Origin of the sequence: Halomonas halodenitrificans DSM 735, assembly GCF_000620045.1 — a bacterium.
In the GTDB taxonomy this organism is placed as follows: Bacteria; Pseudomonadota; Gammaproteobacteria; order Pseudomonadales; family Halomonadaceae; genus Halomonas; species Halomonas halodenitrificans.
On sequence record NZ_JHVH01000003.1, the window covers coordinates 103,757 to 121,088 of the forward strand.

General features: G+C 65.0%; 16 protein-coding genes. 10 read left to right on the forward strand and 6 right to left on the reverse strand.

Annotated features, from left to right (window positions below; all coding sequences use genetic code 11):
• Nucleotides 1–62 precede the first annotated feature (62 nt).
• Complete coding sequence (gene cfa, locus Q358_RS0104095) at nt 63–1,214, reverse strand: cyclopropane fatty acyl phospholipid synthase (RefSeq protein ID WP_051530168.1); 1,152 nt, start codon at nt 1,212–1,214, stop codon at nt 63–65.
• A gap of 133 nt (nt 1,215–1,347) precedes the next feature.
• On the opposite strand from cfa, the gene Q358_RS0104100 reads away from it, so the two are divergent.
• Together Q358_RS0104100 and cobA are read left to right on the forward strand one after the other, a co-directional pair.
• Nucleotides 1,348–2,805 (forward strand): sodium-dependent transporter, encoded by a 1,458-nt coding sequence (locus Q358_RS0104100; protein WP_027960890.1) that lies wholly within the window; start codon nt 1,348–1,350, stop codon nt 2,803–2,805.
• A 141-nt stretch (nt 2,806–2,946) separates the two neighbouring features.
• A complete protein-coding gene (gene cobA, locus Q358_RS16495; RefSeq protein ID WP_051530169.1) occupies nt 2,947–3,774 on the forward strand; it encodes a uroporphyrinogen-III C-methyltransferase in 828 nt (275 codons plus the stop codon).
• Here the strand turns inward: cobA and Q358_RS16500 are convergent.
• Genes Q358_RS16500 through Q358_RS16505 form a run of 4 tightly spaced genes read right to left on the reverse strand, consistent with a single transcriptional unit; the run spans nt 3,771 to nt 7,523 of the window.
• Entirely contained in the window at nt 3,771–4,886 is a 1,116-nt protein-coding gene (locus tag Q358_RS16500; protein ID WP_084286432.1) for an ABC transporter substrate-binding protein, read from the reverse strand. The genes cobA and Q358_RS16500 overlap by 4 nt on opposite strands.
• Nucleotides 4,883–6,250, reverse strand: a complete 1,368-nt coding sequence (locus tag Q358_RS0104115) for a sensor histidine kinase (protein ID WP_027960891.1) — start codon at nt 6,248–6,250, stop codon at nt 4,883–4,885. The genes Q358_RS16500 and Q358_RS0104115 overlap by 4 nt, the downstream gene beginning before the upstream one ends.
• Nucleotides 6,247–6,912, reverse strand: coding sequence for a response regulator transcription factor (locus Q358_RS0104120; RefSeq protein ID WP_027960892.1), 666 nt, complete (start codon nt 6,910–6,912; stop codon nt 6,247–6,249). The genes Q358_RS0104115 and Q358_RS0104120 overlap by 4 nt, the downstream gene beginning before the upstream one ends.
• Nucleotides 6,909–7,523 (reverse strand): helix-turn-helix domain-containing protein, encoded by a 615-nt coding sequence (locus Q358_RS16505; protein ID WP_051530170.1) that lies wholly within the window; start codon nt 7,521–7,523, stop codon nt 6,909–6,911. The genes Q358_RS0104120 and Q358_RS16505 overlap by 4 nt, the downstream gene beginning before the upstream one ends.
• Nucleotides 7,524–7,727: 204 nt before the next feature.
• Here Q358_RS16505 and Q358_RS0104130 point away from each other — a divergent pair, with 204 nt between their 5' ends.
• From Q358_RS0104130 to Q358_RS0104145, 4 genes are all read left to right on the forward strand, one after another.
• Complete coding sequence (locus tag Q358_RS0104130) at nt 7,728–8,714, forward strand: Bug family tripartite tricarboxylate transporter substrate binding protein (RefSeq protein WP_027960893.1); 987 nt, start codon at nt 7,728–7,730, stop codon at nt 8,712–8,714.
• 5 nt (nt 8,715–8,719) lie between these two features.
• Entirely contained in the window at nt 8,720–9,166 is a 447-nt protein-coding gene (locus Q358_RS0104135; RefSeq protein WP_211248309.1) for a tripartite tricarboxylate transporter TctB family protein, read from the forward strand.
• Nucleotides 9,166–10,695: a tripartite tricarboxylate transporter permease gene (locus Q358_RS0104140; RefSeq protein ID WP_027960895.1), complete on the forward strand. Its 1,530-nt coding sequence runs from the start codon at nt 9,166–9,168 to the stop codon at nt 10,693–10,695. The genes Q358_RS0104135 and Q358_RS0104140 overlap by 1 nt, the downstream gene beginning before the upstream one ends.
• A 161-nt stretch (nt 10,696–10,856) precedes the next feature.
• Nucleotides 10,857–12,332: a phospholipase D family protein gene (locus Q358_RS0104145; RefSeq protein WP_043487625.1), complete on the forward strand. Its 1,476-nt coding sequence runs from the start codon at nt 10,857–10,859 to the stop codon at nt 12,330–12,332.
• Between the two features lie 4 nt (nt 12,333–12,336).
• On the opposite strand, the gene Q358_RS0104150 is transcribed toward Q358_RS0104145, so the two are convergent.
• Nucleotides 12,337–13,275 carry a YihY/virulence factor BrkB family protein gene (locus Q358_RS0104150; protein WP_027960897.1) on the reverse strand — a complete coding sequence of 313 codons (939 nt, stop codon included), beginning with the start codon at nt 13,273–13,275 and terminating at the stop codon, nt 12,337–12,339.
• A 157-nt stretch (nt 13,276–13,432) separates the two neighbouring features.
• Between Q358_RS0104150 and Q358_RS0104155 the strand changes: the two genes are divergently transcribed.
• The 4 genes from Q358_RS0104155 (at nt 13,433) to apbC (ending at nt 17,332) form a co-directional block, all read left to right on the forward strand.
• A complete protein-coding gene (locus Q358_RS0104155; protein ID WP_027960898.1) occupies nt 13,433–14,107 on the forward strand; it encodes a spermidine synthase in 675 nt (224 codons plus the stop codon).
• An 86-nt stretch (nt 14,108–14,193) separates the two neighbouring features.
• Complete coding sequence (locus Q358_RS0104160) at nt 14,194–14,925, forward strand: RNA pseudouridine synthase (protein ID WP_027960899.1); 732 nt, start codon at nt 14,194–14,196, stop codon at nt 14,923–14,925.
• A gap of 144 nt (nt 14,926–15,069) precedes the next feature.
• Nucleotides 15,070–16,371, forward strand: coding sequence for a coiled-coil domain-containing protein (locus Q358_RS17900; RefSeq protein ID WP_027960900.1), 1,302 nt, complete (start codon nt 15,070–15,072; stop codon nt 16,369–16,371).
• Nucleotides 16,372–16,531: 160 nt separating this feature from the next.
• On the forward strand, nt 16,532–17,332 hold the full coding sequence (gene apbC, locus Q358_RS16515; protein WP_245598274.1) for an iron-sulfur cluster carrier protein ApbC: 801 nt from the start codon (nt 16,532–16,534) through the stop codon (nt 17,330–17,332).

A 17,332-nucleotide genomic window follows, 5' to 3' on the forward strand; every position in this document is an offset into this window, starting at 1 on the left:
TTCAGCCGTCTGTTCGATGCCGCGATGCCAATGCTCGGCCATTAACACCTGGACCCAGCCAATCACCTCGGAGAGTCGTAGCGCTCCATGCGGTCTCGCGAGAAGGCGATCTGCCAGAGTTGCAGGTGACGTGCCCGGAAGGCGCCGGCGCATACCATGAGATAGTAGCGGAACATGCGACGGGTGCGTTCGTTATAGCGGTCGGCGATCTCGTGCCAGTGGGCATCGAAGTTCGCCAGCCAGGCCATCAGGGTATGGTCGTAGTCGGGGCCGAAGTTCTGCCAGTCCTCCAGCAGCAGGTGTGGCTCGCTGGCGCGCGCGGTGTGCATCGCCGAGGGGAGCACGCCATTGGGAAAGATATACTTGTTGACCCAGGGGTCGGCGCTGATCTCGGAGTGGTTGGAACCGATGGTATGGAGCAGGAAGAGGCCTTCGGCTTCCAGCAGCCGCTCCACGGTGGCGAAGTAGGTCGGGTAGTTGCGGTGGCCCACATGCTCGAACATGCCGATGGAGACGATGCGATCGAAGCGGCCGGTCAGGTCGCGGTAATCCATCATCTCGATGGATACCGGAAGCCCTGCGCACCGCTCCCGAGCCAGTGCCGCCTGCTCCCTGGAGATCGTGATGCCGGTCACCGCGACGCCATGGTGGCGCGCGGCATGCTCCGCGAAGCTGCCCCAGCCGCAGCCGATGTCGAGCACGCGCATGCCGGGGGCCAGGCCGAGCTTGCGGCAGGCCAGCTCCAGCTTCGCCCGCTGGGCGTCTTCCAGGGTCGTGGCGTTTTTCCAGTAGCCACAGGAGTAGCACATCGTGGAGTCGAGCATGCGCTCGAAGAGATCATTGCCCAGGTCATAGTGGGCCTCGCCGACGATATAGGCGCGGGCCTTGCTCTGCAGGTTGAGAAAGCCCGACTGGAGGCGATACATGAGGCGTTCGGAGGGAGGGCGCGCGCGCTCACCCAGGCCGTGGCGCAACAGCCGGAAGGCCATCTCGTCGAGGCGCTCGCATTCCCACCAGCCGTCCATATAGGCCTCGCCGAGCCCCAGGGTGCCCTGATGCAGCACGCGGGAGAAAAGGTCCGGATGAAAGACTCGCAGGTCATGCGGCGCATCGCCGTTGAGAGCAACGCCCGAGCCGTCGAGCAGGGCCTCGACCACACGGCGTGCTCGGGTGTCGGGCAGGGCGATGGGGCTGATTCGAGGGTCACCGGTCATGGCAGGCTCCGCGTCCAATGGTCTCGCGTATAGAGCATAGCCGAGCCTGCCAGGGACGGAAAAATTCGGCACAATATAGCGCCTTGCCATTGCCTTGCGGCGTGGTAGCGATACCTCTAGCAACGAGTAGGATATGACAACGACGCAACCCCGTATCCAGTGGCTGGGCCGCTGGGGCTTTGTGCTGGCGGCTACCGGTTCGGCGGTGGGCCTGGGCAATATCTGGAAGTTCCCCTACATGACCGGTGAACACGGCGGCGGCGCGTTCGTCCTGGTCTACCTGGCCTGTATCCTGGCGGTGGGGGTGCCGGTCATGATGGCCGAGATTGCGCTGGGTCGGCGGGGCCGTGGTAGTCCGGTCGATGCGATACGCCGGGTGGTCACCGAATCGGGAAGGACAGGCGCCTGGTCGCTGCTCGGCTGGATGGCGATGCTGTGTGGTTTCCTGATCCTCTGCTTCTATGTGGTCGTGGCCGGCTGGTCATTCTCCTATCTGGGGAAGATGCTCAGCGGTGGCCTGGCGGCCGGCAGCGTCGACGACATGGTGGCGATCTTTGCGGCCAACAATGCCAGCCCCTGGAATCTCGGGCTATGGAGCACCCTGGTGACGGTGATCACCATGGTCATCGTCGGCAAGGGGGTACAGGGAGGCATCGAGAGAAGCGTCGGCTGGATGATGCCGGGCATGGTAGTGATGCTGTTGATACTGATCGTCTATGGCGTTTTCTCGGGCGGCTTCGCCGAGGCCCTGGGCTTTCTGTTTATCTTCGATGCCGGCTCACTCTCCAGCGAGGGCCTGCTGGCGGCGTTGGGGCATGCCTTCTTTACGCTGTCACTGGCCTCCGGCGCCATTCTCACCTATGGGAGCTATCTGCCGGCGGATGCCTCCATTGCGCGTACTGCCCTGACGGTGGCGGTGGCCGATACCCTGGTGGCACTGATGGCGGGACTGGCGATCTTCCCGGCCATCTTCGCCAACGGCATGGACCCCGGCGAAGGGCCCGGCCTGATCTTCATGAGCCTGCCCCTGGCCTTCCAGGCCATGCCGTTGGGCACGCTGTTTGGCGTGCTGTTCTTCACCATGCTGTCCATGGCGGCGTTGACCTCCTCGGTATCCATGGTGGAGGCCACGGTCTCCTGGCTCTGTGACCGTCACGGGCTCTCGCGGCGTGCCGCGGCCTGGGGGGCGGGAAGCCTGCTGTGGGTGATCAGCACCCTGGCGATGCTGTCGTTCAACATCGGGGCCGACTGGACCCTGGCGGGGCGCCATCTCTTCGACTGGCTCGACTATCTGACGTCACGCTGGCTGATGCCGTTGGGGGGGCTGGGCACGGTCCTGTTGGCCGGTTTCGTGCTGCGTGCCGACTTGCTGCGCGAAGAACTGGGACTGGTCGCGCCCGGGTATACCCTGTGGCTGTTGATGGTGCGCTATGTCAGCCCGCTGGGCATTCTGGTGATCTTCGTTGATGCGCTCGGCATCGCCGAGGTGGAGTTCGGGGTTCATTGGCCCTGGCTGTTGGCCATGCTGGTGGTGATTACCCTGGTGGGAGAGCTGAGCAGCCCCCGCCTGAAGCGTTCGCTGCGCGGCTGACGCCCGGCGACCGGTCGCCCCATGACTCGCCGGCGTCGTGGGGCGGGTTATAACCTTGTAGGGAATGAGAAGTAGAAAATGCCGCCTTCTTAAATTACTTTATGGAATATATTTTAGGTGTTTTATGGGTAATTTAGACATATGAGAGAAGAGCTGCCACCGCCTCGTGGCCGGGCGTCGCTGCCCGCCGGTACCGTTAGCCTGGTGGGTGCCGGGCCCGGCGACCCGGAACTGCTGACGCTCAAGGCGCTGCGGCGCCTCGAGGCGGCCGAGGTGATTCTGCACGACCGCCTGGTGAGCCCCGAGGTGCTGGCCATGGCCAATCCCGCCGCGCGGCGCCTGTATGTCGGCAAGGCTCGCTCCGACCATAGCCTGCCCCAGGCCGAGATCAACCAGGCGCTGGTCGACTGGGCGCGTCAGGGCAAGCGGGTGGTGCGCCTCAAGGGCGGCGACCCCTTTATCTTCGGTCGCGGCGGCGAGGAACTCGAGAAGCTGGCGGCGGCGGGCGTCGACTTCGAGGTGATACCCGGCATCACCGCGGCCTCGGGTTGTGCCGCCTATGCCGGCATTCCCCTGACCCACCGCGATCATGCCCAGTCGGTACGCTTTATCACCGGCCATCTGAAAAACGGCAGCGCCGACCTGGACTGGCCGGCGCTGGCGAGCCCCGGTCAGACCCTGGTGTTCTACATGGGGCTGCACAGTTTGCCCGAGATCTGCCACCAGCTGGTCGCTCATGGGCTACCCGAGGCGACGCCGGCGGCCCTGATCGAGCAGGGGTCCACTGCCCGCCAGCGTGTGCATCGCGGAAGCCTTGCGAGCCTGCCGGATGATCTCGCCGCGAGTGGCCTGCACCCGCCCACCCTGATTATCGTGGGTGGCGTGGTGGCGCTGCATGACCTCCTGGGCTGGTTCGCCCCTTACGAGGCCATCGCCACCGGTTGGGAGACCACCGGGTATCGCCCCTAGTCGGCGGTCGTGGCGGTTTCGGCGTCCATGACACCGCTGGACTCGCGCTGAAACTCGCGTCGAAAGCGAGCCAGCAGTGCCTGGCGCTTGAGTCGGTCGAGGCCGACGAGCAGGCCGGGCCCCAGGCGGGGAGAGTGCAGGGCATCACCGAACCGTTCACGCAGTTCGGTGGCGGTTCCCGGGCCCTCCAGGGCGGGGTGCAGCGCCCCCAGTGAGGTTTCCTCGGCCAGGGTGCGCTGGCCCTGCCGGCTCATCAGATACTCCATGAACAAGGTGGCTGTATCCGGATGTGGCGCTCGCCGTGGTACGAAGGCCAGTCGCCGGGTCACGAGCGCGTAGTCATCGGGAATGATCAGCGTGAGCTCGGGGTTGGCCTCGACGATGGGAGCCGCGTAGCTGCCCAACAGGTTATAGCCGATCAGCAAGTGGCCCTCCTCGAGACCATCGAGCATCTCGGCGGTGGTGTCCATCAGGCGGGCATCGACCCCACCCAGGGCCGCTATCAGGTCCCAATATCGCGGCGAGCGTCGCGACTCCTCCATGGCATAGGCATAACCGGCGCCGCTTCGCATCGGGTCATAGCTGGCCACCCGTCCCTTCAGCTCCTGACGATGTTCGAGAAGCAACGCCAGCAGTTCGCCATGATTGTTCGGCGTGGCAGCAATCTGTGCGAGGTCACGGTGTACCACCATGACGATGGGCTCGAAGGTGAAGGCAATCAACTCACGACGCCAGTGTGCCCAGGCCGGCCAGTCGGCGAGGGTAGCGTCATCCAGGGGACGGGCGTGGCCGGCGTTGGCCAGTGCGAACTGCCAGGGCATGGCCGAGGAGATCATTACGTCGACCTCTTCCGGCCGGCCCAGGAAGCGTTCGTGCAGGGACAGGGTGGTGAGGTTTCGGTAGACGATATCGACTCGTGGATGGCGGCGGTGGAAGGCGTTGAGCAGCGGGCGCACATGCGCCAGGTCGAGGGCGGCATGAATGATCAGCGGGCGCGCCTGTTCGGGGTCGCCATCGGCGGGCAGGTGCAGGGCCTGCCCGCCGATGGCATGGATCGGCAGCAGGCAAAGAAGCGCCAGGAGCATCTGGTCGATGAGGGAGTGGCGATTCATTGGCTAGCCTCCGGAAAGCGTATTTCTACCCGCAGGCTGCTGCCCATGGCGCTGTCGCCAAGGGATAGGCGTGCACCGTGGTTGCGGGCAATGCCATCGGCGATGGCAAGCCCCAGCCCCGAGCCTTCATGGTCGTCTCGGCCGCGATGAAAGGGGCGCAATACCAGCAGGTGCTGATCGGCAGGGATGCCCGGGCCGTCATCCTCGATAACGAGCCGGGGAGGGTGGGTCATGACGCCGAGGGTGATACGCGAAGCGCCATAGCGGCGTGAGTTGTCGATAAGGTTGGCCAGACTCTCCTGGAGCTGCCAGTCCGCCGCAACATGAACCGGAGACGCCAGACAGTCGGCACCCAGGTCGACGCCTGCCTGGTGGCAGGTCATCCAGTGATCGCGGACTGCCTGGCGCGCGCAGTCGTTGAGGTCGACGGGGATGAGTTCGGGGCGGTATTCGGGATTGGCCAGGCGCGTCAGTGAGAGCAGCTGCATGGCCAGCCGGGCGGTGTTCTCGCTGGTAGAGTGGATCGTTTCCAGGGCGGCGCGCCACCGCTCGGGTTGCGTCTGGCGCAGGGCCAGCTCGGCCCGTGCCGAGATGCCGGCCAGGGGGGTGCGAAGCTGGTGTGAGGCGTCGCCGATAAAGCGTTCCTGGTTGGCGCGTACTCGACGCATTCGCGACAGCAGGCCATTGAGCGTCTCGCGCAGCTCGGCCAGTTCCCGGGGTAGGTCCAGGTCCAGGGGGGCAAGGGTCCGTGGGTCCCGCGTACGAATGGCGTGTCGCAAGCGTGTGAGCGGCCTCAAGGCGGCGCGCAGCGCCATCAGCAGAGTCACCACCGCCAGCATCCCCATGCCCAGGATACCCGCCAGGTTGCCGCGCAGCAGCTCGAAGCGTAGGGCATCGCGCCCTTCGCGGGTGTGGGCAACGCTCACGTCGAAAGACTCGCCGCTTTGCCAGCCCTCGAGTCGCGAGCGGCGAATACCCTGGCGCAGCCGCAGGCCCTGCCAGTCGATATCGCGATAGAGGAGGCCGCCATCGGCGGCGCTCCTGTCAGAGGGTAGAGGCAGTCTGGCATTGCCCGTAATGTGGCGCCCTTGTTGGTCGCTGAGGCTGTAGAAGACGCGCTCCTGGGCATCTCCGGCAAGCATCTCCAGGGCCGCAGGCGGCAGGTCGAGCCAGAGGCGATCATCCTGGCGCTGCACCTGTTCGGCGATGGCCAGGCTGGCGGCTTCAAGCAGGCGATCATAGGCATGATCCGCCGTGGTCCGGGCCTCCAGCCAGGCCTGCAATAACAGCAGGGCGCCGAGGGTCAGCAGCGGCAGGGTCAGCCAGCCAAGCAGGCGCCCGTAAAGGCTGTGGGCTGCCTTCAAGGATCACCTTCCAGCAGGTAGCCCAGACCCCGCACTGTCCTGAGGGCCAGTCGTTCCGCGGGCAGACGCTTGCGCAGTCGGTGGACATAGACCTCGATGGCGTTGTCGCCCATGGGTTCGCCGCTAAAGGCCTGCTCGGCGAGACGGCTCTTGTCCACCGGTTCGCCGGCATGGCGAAGCAGGCAGGCCAGCAGCCGCTGTTCGCGAGGTGGGAGCGGAAAGGGGTCGCCATCGAGAGTAAAGCCAAGGGTGGTGACGTCCAGTTCGAGTGGCCCCAGTGACAGGCGGGTGGTACGTGAATGGCGGCGCAGCAGGGCCCGGACACGTGCCTCCAGCTCATCCAGGGAAAAGGGTTTGCCCAGGTAGTCGTCGGCCCCCAGGTCGAGGCCGCGCACACGGTCCTCCACGGCGCCGCGAGCGGTCAATATCAGTACCGGCGTCTCGGGATCATGTTGGCGCAGGGCTTCAAGCACCTCGAGGCCTCCGGTGCCGGGAAGATTGAGGTCGAGCAGAATGAGATCGACGCCGTGTTCGGCAGAGGCCAGCCGTGCCAGTGCCGTGTCACCATCGTTCAGATGCTCGACGCGATGCCCGCCGCCGCGCAACAGCTCGAGCAGTGAATCCGCCAGCAGGGCATCGTCCTCCACGAGCAGGAGTTTCATGATATTACCTCGTCGCCGAGCTGCCAGGAGCCATCGCCCAGGCGGCGATGGGCATCGGCCAGGGCACGGCTCGCTGCGGTGGGGTCCAGCCGCCCTTCGGGGCCGGATAGGGCCAGCCATTGCCGGGGTTGGACCGGGGTATCGATCAGAGGCTTCGCAGCCATGATACCCCCGGCAAAGACTAGGCAGGGAGAACCCGCCATGCCCAGGGGCCAGCTCATGCCGGGGTGCAGGTCGTGACGTAGCGATGTGGCCGGCAGGGCCACCAGCCGACATTCGACCAGGGTTCCGGTCTGCTCCAGCAGTGAGGCGGTTTCGCCGAGGTGTTCCGCCATCTCGTCGAGCAGAGGCTGGATGCGAATAGCCAGCAGCCGGCCGGGATTCTGTCGCCGTGCCAGGCGTCTCGGGCTATCGCCCAGCTGCCAGAGGCCGTCTGCTCCGCGGCGCACATAGTCGAAGCGGGCCAGTGAGCCGAGCAGGCGCAGCAGGGTGCTCTTGTAGAACCCCGTGGCCTGGGCAAGGTCGGCGAGGCTCATGGCGGGGCGCTCGGCGTCGAAGGCCTCCAGCACCGTCAAGGCACGCTCGACGGCTTCCACGCGATCTTGGGCCATACTCCAGGGACTCCTCCCGGGGATCATTCCCGGTCTAAACTTTAGTCGCAACTCGGCTGGTCGGCATTGACGCGCCGTGCGGTGACCTCTAGCTTTCTGTTGTAGAGAATATAGTTCTGCCTTACAGAATTGTAAGCCAGAAGCCAGCGACCGGCAAGATGCTCACTCTTGCCCACACGTCATACAAGAAAGAGGACGCCTTCCATGTCGATCAAGATGCCGCTCAGGCTGGTTGCCGTAGCCGTGCTTACCGTCAGCGCGGGCAGTGCCATGGCCTTTGAACCGAAAGGCAAGGTGGAGTGCATCGCACCCGCGGACCCCGGGGGTGGCTGGGACTTCACCTGCCGCAGCGTGGGCAATGTGCTGCAGGACCTGGAGCTGGTGCCTGGCAACGTCCAGACCCTCAATATGGCCGGAGCCGGCGGTGGCGTGGCCTATGCCCATGTGGTGAGCAAGCGTGCCGGCGACGACCAGCTACTGGTGGCGGCTTCGACCGCCACCACCACACGCCTGGCCCAGGGGCAATTCCCGGGCATGAACGCCGACATGGTCAACTGGATCGGGGCGCTGGGTGCCGACTATGGCGTGATTGCCGTGTCGGCCGATTCCGAATTTCAGGATCTCCCTGCATTGATGGAGGCCATCGATGAGGATCCGCGCAGCGTCAAGTTTGCCGGTGGTAGCGCCAAGGGTGGCTGGGATCATCTCAAGGTGCTGATCGCCGCCGATGCCGCCGGGGTCGATGAGCTCCCGCGTATTCCCTATCTCTCCTATAACAACGGCGGCGAGGCCATGACGCAAGTGGTCGGCGGCCATGTCGATGCCTTCACCGGGGATATTTCCGAAGCCCAGGGCTTTATGGAGTCCGGCGACCTCAGGGTCATTGCGGTGCTTGCCGAGGAGAGGCTGCCCGGCGAGTTCGATCATATCCCGACCGCCATGGAGCAGGGAATCGATGCCGTAGGCCCCAACTGGCGCGGCTTCTACATGCCGGCAGATGTCTCCGACGAGGCTCGCCAGTACTGGGTCGATGCCATGGATACCATCTATGAAAGCGAGGAGTGGAAGGAGCTGATGGTCAACAATGGCCTGATGCCGTTTCATATGACGGCCGGGGAATTCGATACCTTCGTGCATGAACAGGTCGAGGATATCGAGCAACTCTCCAAGGATATCGGGCTGATCCAGTGACCACCATGAATGATCGCATCCTCGGCATCCTGCTGATCGCCCTGGCCGTCGCGTACGGCTGGGGCGCCACTCAGTTACCCGTCCCCTTCGGTGGCAGCGAGGCGGTAGGGCCCGAGACCTTCCCGCTGTTGCTCTCGGCGGTGCTGGTCCTTTCCAGCCTCTACCTCATCGTGCGGCCCGACCCCGACAATGCCTGGCCGTGGAGCCGCACCGGCCTGGAGCTCGTGATCGCCGTGGTGGTGCTGGTGTTTTATGCCGCGCTGCTGCAACCACTGGGCTTTATCCTCAGCACGACATTGGCGGTGGGTACCCTGTGCTGGCGGATGGGTAGTGCCCCGGTACGCGCCTTTGTCATCGGGGCGGCCTCCGGCGTGGTGGTGTTCGTGCTGTTTACCTTTGCCCTGGATCTGGCCTTGCCGCTGGGTCTGCTCGCGTTTCTGGAGGTGAGCTAATGGAGACCCTCGGCTATTTGATTGACGGCTTCGGAGTAGCGCTCGCGCCACACAACCTGATGTTCGCGTTGCTGGGAGCCTTCCTGGGAACATTGATCGGTGCCTTGCCGGGTCTGGGGCCGGCCAACGGGGTCGCGATTCTGATCCCGTTGGCCTTTACCCTGGGCCTGGCACCCGAGACCGCATTGATCATGCTGACGTCGGTGTACGCAGGGGCGATGTATGGTGGGCGCATCTCCTCGATTCTGCTCAATATTCCCGGCGATGAACCGGCGATGATGACCTGCCTGGACGGCTATCCCATGGCCCGGCAGGGCAAGGCCTCCGAGGCGTTGGCGATCTCCGCCGTGGCCTCCTTTATCGGTAGCCTGATCGCCACTATCGGGTTGATCCTGCTGGCGCCGCTGCTGGCAAGATTCGCGCTGACCTTCGGGCCGGCCGAGTACTTCGCGCTGTTTCTGCTGGCCTTCGCCACCCTCGGTGGCATTACCGGCAAGAATCCCATGAAGACGGTGGTAGCGGCCTGTATCGGATTGATGATCGCGACGGTCGGCATCGATAACACCGGTGTGCAGCGCTACACCTTCGGCGTGCTAGAGCTTTACGAGGGGGTGGATTTCATCATCGCCATCGTGGGGCTATTTGCCATCTCGGAATTGCTGTTCTTTATCGAGGACAAGGCCGGTGGCGGCAAGGACAAGATGACCGTCAACAAGCTGTCGCTGAAGTGGGCCGATATTCGCAATATCCTCCCCTCGAGCCTGCGAGGCGGTGTGCTGGGCTTTATCGCCGGCGTGCTCCCCGGGGCAGGCGCCTCTCTGGGCAGCTTTATTGGCTATACCCTGGAGAAGAAGGTGGTCGGCAAGAAAGGCTATTTTGGCCAGGGTGACCCACGCGGCGTGGCCGGCCCCGAAGCCGGCAACAACGGCGCCTCCAGTGGCGCCTTGGTGCCGATGCTGACGCTGGGGGTGCCGGGGAGTGGCACCACCGCCGTGCTCCTGGCTCTGCTGATCTCGTTGAACATCACCCCCGGTCCCCTGATGTTTACCCAGAATGCCGATATCGTCTGGGGGGTGATAGCGGCACTCTTGATCGGCAACTTCCTGCTGCTGCTGTTGAATATTCCGCTGGTGGGAATCTTCGTGAAGCTGCTCTCGGTGCCGCCGATGTTCCTGCTGCCGATCGTGACCATGGTGGCTTTCGTGGGGATCTACTCGATCAGCAACACCACCTTCGATCTCTACTTCATGGTGGCCTTCGGCGTGGCGGGGTATCTCTTCCGCAAGCTGGAGATTCCGCTGGTCCCCATCATCCTTGGCCTGTTGCTGGGGCCGGAAATGGAGAAGAACCTGCGCCACGCCATGGATATCTCCGATGGTGACTGGACCGTGCTGTGGGACAGCGGGCTTGCCATAGGACTGTGGGTCTTCGCGGGCCTGGGGCTGATTCTGCCTTATGTGGTCGGCCCTCTCCTGCGTCGGCGCATGAAGGTCGCGTCGGCATCGTCTGGCAACCCCGAAGGCGATTGATCCTCCACAAGGGGGCGAAGAAGCGGGGCGTCGACCGAGTCGACGCCCCGCTTTGCCATCCAAGGGCATGGTTCGCGCACTGTGCTTATCCTGATACGCGGGTATGCTGATCCAGGCATCACTAGATGGCGAATCATCGATGAGGGTGACAAAGGACCAACATGAGCAAGCGATGCATGGGGCTGTGGATTCTGGCGGGATTGCTGTTGATGTGGCTCGGCATGGGGACCTGGCAGCGTTTCAAGCCCCTCCCCGAGGGCGTCGGCGTGGCGTTTCCCGAGCGCCCCGCCGAGCGGGTGCGCTTCCTGGCCGATCGCACCTGGTATGACGCCGCGGGCCGGCGTCATCTCGACCAGGCGATCTTCGACGAGGCGCTGGCGCTGATCGGAGGGGCGCGGCGGCTGGTGGTCGCCGACATGTTTCTGTTCAACGACTTCGCCGGTAGCGCCACGGGGCAGGACTTTCGGGCCCTCTCCCGGCAGTTGACCCAGGCGCTGATCGATCAGAAGCGTGACCACCCGGGGCTTGAGGCCGTGGTGATCACCGACCCGCTCAACACCCTCTACGGCGGCCTCGCCCCCGATCACTTCGCACGCCTGCGTCAGGCGGGCGTGCGCGTGGTGGAGACCGACCTGACTCGGCTGCGCGCCTCCAACCCGCTATGGTCCGGGCTCTGGCATCTGGTGCCGCGCTGGTTCGGGAATCGGGCCGACGGCGGCTGGCTGCCCAATCTGCTGGGGCCGGGGCGTGTCACCCTGCGCAGTTATCTGGCCCTGCTCAACTTCCAGGCCAACCATCGCAAGACGCTGGTGGTGGACCAGGACGATGGCTGGGCGGGGCTGGTAACGTCGGCCAATCCCCATGATGCCAGCAGCCTGCACGGTAATGTGGCGCTGCGCTTCCAGGGAGCCGCGGCGCTGGACCTGTTGGCCAGCGAGCGGGCCGTGGCGTCCTGGTCCGGCGTCGCCTTGCCCGAGCCCGCCTTGCCTGGGCCCGCCTCGCCTGACACCGGCCCGTCATCGTCATCGGTATCGTCATCGACGAAAGGCGCCCGCGTGCAGCTTGTGACCGAGGGGGCGGTCCGCGATGCCCTGCTGGCGGCCATCGCCGCCAGTGACGCCGGCGACCGCCTCGACGTGGCGATGTTCTATCTGGCCCACCGTGGGGTGATAGAAGCGCTGAAACAGGCCCGGGGGCGCGGCGTGCGGGTGAGGGTGCTGCTCGACCCCAATCGTGATGCCTTCGGCATCGAGAAGGGGGGAATCCCCAATCGGCCGGTGGCCCTCGAGCTTCATCGGGAGGCGGTGGAGGTGCGTTGGTGCGTGACGCAGGGTGAGCAGTGCCACACCAAGCTGCTGCTGCGCCGACCCGCCGACGGCGGCGAGGCCGAGGTGATTCTAGGGTCGGCGAACGTCACCCGGCGCAACCTGGATGATCTCAACCTGGAGACCAGTGTGCGCCTGGTGGGGCCGGCGGATACGCCGGCTATCCGGGAGGCCGGCACCTTCTTCGATGAGCGCTGGAAGAGCTCGCCCGAACACGTCACCAGTGAGCCCTTCGACGCCTTCGATGAGGCCACGCCCTGGCAGCGTCTGCGTTATCGCGTCATGGAGGCGACGGGGCTCTCCACCTTCTAGTCGGCTAGCAGTCTTGCTGGGGGACGGCCCGGCGCCGCGCATCCTGGTACCAGGGCAGACCCAGACGCGCGTTATGTTCCAGCTCGGCGATTACCTGGGCACCCAGCAGCAGGATGATCGCGCCGACCTCCAGGCTCAGCAGCACCACGATCAGGGTGGCGAGGGAGCCGTAGACGGCATTGACGAAGGAGAGATTGGCGAAGTAATAGACCAGCAGCAGGCGAACTCCCTCCCACAGCAGGGCGGCCACGAAGCCCCCTACCAGGGCACGGCGCAGGGCGATTCTCACTACCGGCAACACCTTGTAGATGGCGCTGAACAGCAGGAAGACGCCGACGAAGCTGGTCAGGTTGAGCAGCGGCTCGGAGAGACCCGCCAGGGGGAGCCCGTGTCCGGTCAGGGCCAGGGTCAGGGCGTTCAGGCCGCTGATCAGGCTGACCACCAGGGTCAGTGCCAAAAGGCCCGCCCCGAGCACGGCCATGAAGGCATAGGGCAGTAGCACCGAGACCCAGACGCTACGTCCCTGAAGTGGGGCATCCGGCGCGTGAAAGATGATGGCGAGGGCGTCCTCGAGCATGCGAAAGGCGAAGGAGCTGAACAGCAGCAGGATGGGGAGGCCCAGCAGGCCGATTACCTCCCGGGATTCGAGCAGGGCGCGCACGGCATCCAGGAGGACTTCGGCGTGGGCCGGTGCCAGATGACGGGCCTGGATCGACAGCACCTCCAGGAGTTGTGCCTTGTCGACCACCTCGGCCAGCAGCACCACCAGCAGGGCGAACAGCGGCACGATGGAGAGCAGGATGTTGTAGCCCACACCGCCGGCGAGCAGGATGCCCCGGTTGCGTAGAAAGGCGCAGAGTACCCGCCACAGGAAACGCGCTACCCGTGGTAGCAGAGTGAGGGTAACGTGGCGCGAGCGGTGTCGTAGGGGAGGAGACGTCATCGGTTTGGCCCGGCATGGACATTTTTGCATCATACGCTCGTCGTCGCGCAGCGCGTCAACGCTGACAATGCCACATGGTAACCCCTCGCTGTAGCCAGCATAATACGGCGCACTCAGCGCCTGCTGATGACCCACCTCTCCGTTGATTAGAGATTCCATGGCCAAATTCGAAATGATCGGTACCGCAAGCATTCCCGGCAAGGGTAGCGAGCTGCGGCTGTTGCAGCGTAACGATGAGTTTTCCATCCGTATCGCCGGGACCGCAGGCGAGCTGATGAACACGCGTCTGCACGGCTCCGAGGATGCCCTGGCCGAGCTGGCCTGTCAGCGAATTGCCGAGCGGCCCGGAGCCCGGGTGCTGGTCGGTGGACTGGGCATGGGCTTCACTCTGGCGGCGGCACTTCAGACCCTGGGCGAGGATGCCGAAGTGGTGGTCGCCGAGCTGGTGCCGGGTGTGGTGGAGTGGAACCGGGGAGCGCTGGGCGCCGCTGCCGGCCATCCGTTGGCCGATCCGCGCACACGGATCAGCGTGGGTGATGTGGGTGAGCTGTTGCGTCGCGAGCCCGGAGGCTTCGATGCCATCATGCTCGATGTGGACAACGGCCCCGAGGGGCTGACACGACGTGAGAACGACTGGCTCTATTCGTCGAAGGGGCTGGCCTGCGCCCAGCAGGCGCTGCGTCCCGATGGTGTGCTAGCGGTGTGGTCGGCAGGCGAAGACCCGGCCTTTACCGAGCGCCTGAGACGGGTCGGCCTGCTGGTCGAAACGGTCACGGTGCGTGCCCACCGACCCGGCAAGGGCGCCAGGCATTGTATCTGGCTGGCTTGCTGACGTGTCGGTCAGGCGAGTCGCGGCGACCCCTTTTCTCTTGACGCGTCAGGCTGTGTACACGACTTTTTCCCAGGGAGACCCCCACGATGAATGATACCCATGGCGAGGAGCGGCTCTCCAAGCGGCTGGCACGCGAGCTGCCCTGTTCACGTCGCGAGGCCGAGCTCTACATCGCCGGGGGCTGGGTGAGTGTCGACGGCCGCGTCGTCGAAGAGCCCCAGTTCAAGGTCGTCGACCAGGTTGTCGCGCTGTTGCCGGGAGCCGCCCCTCGAGAGGTGTCGCCGGCGACGCTGCTTTACCACTGTCCCGCCGATATCGAGGCTATCGAGGGCGAGGATCTGGCAAGACGCGTGATCCGCAAGGCTACTCATTGGCCCGAGGATCCCGCCGGAAAGGGAGTGTTGAAGGCACACTTTCGTGGCCTGGTCTCACGCCTGCCGCTGGGGGCCGCCGAAGCGGGTCTGATGGTGTTCACCCAGGACCGTGGTGTTATCAGGCGACTCGAGGAGAAGCGCTCGCGGCTGGAGGAGGAGTGGTTGATAGACGTGACCGGTGGCCTGGACGAGCACGGACTGGCGGTGCTGAGAGAGGGGGCGGCGCTACCCGGACAGCACCCGGCGGCGCTCAAGGTCAGCTGGCAAAGCGAGGACCGGCTACGCTTCGCCGCCAAGGGGGCAATGTCCGGCCAGCTCGAGGCGATGTGCCGGGCCGTGGGGCTCGGCGTGGTGGCGAGCCGACGCCTGCGCATTGGTGGCGTGTCATTGGGTGCGGTACCGGCCGGGCAATGGCGCTACCTGCGTCGAGACGAGCGCTTCTGAGGCTCGGTGGCGGCACGCGGCGGCTCTTTCCCCGGGGGGTGGTGCTCTGTATGCTGATCCTGAAACGACGATATTTATTCGGTCCCTGCCAGTTGTTGCCGAGCCGGTGCCGAATTTTCAGGCTGAATCAACGAGGAAGCATTCATGTCGGAAACCACTCAGACATCACCGTTCAAGGACAACCGCGTGCGGGGCCTCGCCGGGGTGGCGGCCATTGGCATAGTGTGGGCGATCATCGCCCAGTCCAGCGCCGGCAGCCACAAGGACGCCCAGGAGGCGCTGGAAGCCGAGATGGCCGTGCTCGAGTCGCGTAACCAATCGCTGAGCACCCAGCTGGAAGAGCACAAGCGGGCCGGTGAAGACGTCGAGGCGCTGGAAGCCGAGATCGAGGAACTCGAACAGCGTCGTCAGACCCTGCAGGCCGATGTCGAGGCCCGCGAAGCGGAGGCCACCGAGCAACTGGATGCCATTCAGGCCAAGATTGCCGCCGCCGAGACACGGATGGAAGAGCTGCAGGGCTCCCGGCAGGCCCTCGAGGAAAATATCGCCACCCTCGAAGAAGAGCAGGCGACCCTCGAGCAGGCTCTGGCGGAGCTGAAGGAAGAGCGCGATGCCGTGGAACAGGCACGCAGCGATGCCGAGGAGGCACGGGAGTCCGCCGAGAGTGCCCGTCAGGAAGCCGAGGCGCAGCGCCAGGAAGCCGAAGAGGCGCGTCAGACCGCCGTGGAAGAGCGTCAGGCAGCCGAGGAGGCGCGTCAGCAGGCGGAGTCCGGGCTGGATAGCCTGAAGGAAGAGGTCGCGTCGCTGGAAGACGACAAGGCGACGCTTCAAGAGGACATCGATGCCAGCCAGACCGAACTCGACACCCTGCAGACTCGGCTGACGGAGCTTGGCGAAGAGCGCGATGCCTTGACCCAGGAGCTGGAGTCCATGCGCAGTGAGCGTGATGCGGCCCAGCAGGCGGTCAAGGACGCCGAGAGCCGGCTCGAGGATACCAAGCTTGCCATCGGCATCGGCCGCGATGAGCTGGCCAGCGTCGAGAGCAAGGTCGAGCGTCGCGAGACACAGCTCCAGGGGCTGGAGTCCCAGCTGGCGACCTGGCGCAGCGAGCTCGAGTCTCTGGATGTGGGAGGCGAGGGTGCCGACAGCGAGGCATTGAACGAGCAGCAGGGCGATGATGCCTCGGCGAAAGGCGCCGAGAACAAGGCCTCGGACGATGACACGAGCGCCGAGGGTCAGCCCGATAAGGCCGGTCAGGACGACGGTCAGGAAGCCGCTCAGGAGGCCGGTCAGGACGACGGTCAGGAAGCCGCTCAGGAGGCCGGTCAGGACGACGGTCAGGAAGCCGCTCAGGAGGCTGGTCAGGACGACGGTCAGGAAGCCGCTCAAGAGGCAGGCCAGGAGGCTGGTCAGGAAGCAGAGCAAAAGGCCGGCGAAGAGGGCTGAGTCGACTCGGTAGCGAAACGTCATGGACAACGGCGGGCCGGCAAGGCCCGCCGTTTCTTTATGACAGGTTCGGTCGCCTTGCCCCAGGGCGTATACTGATGACAAGCGGGTCGGCCAAGAGTCGGCCTGGTCGTTCTACAAGAGAAGGAGCAAGACCGTGATCGAAGGGGTCAAGCATATTGTCGCCGTGGCATCCGGCAAGGGCGGCGTCGGCAAGTCTACCGTCACCGCAAACCTGGCCCTGGCCATGGCCGCGGAAGGCTATCGAGTCGGCATTCTGGATGCCGATATCCACGGTCCCAGCCAGGCCCAGATGCTGGGGGTAGGCGAGGGCGTGAGACCCGAGGCCGCCGGCGAGAATGCCATGCGTCCACTCGACGCCCATGGCATTCAGGCCATGTCCATGGCCTTTATGGTAGACATTCGTGAGCCCATGGTGTGGCGTGGTCCGATGGTGGCGGGGGCCTTCCAGCAGCTCCTGAACCAGACGGTGTGGGACGACCTCGATTACCTGTTCATCGACATGCCGCCGGGCACCGGCGATATCCAGTTGACCCTGGCCCAGAAGGTGCCGGTGGATGGTGCGGTCATCGTCACCACGCCCCAGGACATTGCGCTGCTGGATGCCCGTAAGGGCATCGAGATGTTCCGCAAGGTCAATGTGCCGGTCCTCGGGGTGGTGGAGAACATGTCGCTGCACCTCTGTTCGAACTGCGGTCATGCGGAGCCGATCTTCGGCGAGGGAGGCGGCGAGCGCATTGCCCAGGAGTATGAAACTCGAGTGCTGGGGCGTCTTCCACTGACGCTCTCCATCCGCGAGCAGGTTGATGGCGGCCGGCCCACGGTAGTGGCCGAGCCCGAGGGGGAGGTGACGGGCACCTTCCGTGACATGGCGCGTCAGGTAGTCGAACAGATGCAGGGCCAGGCCAGCGATGGACCGAGTATCTCGTTCAGTGAGTGA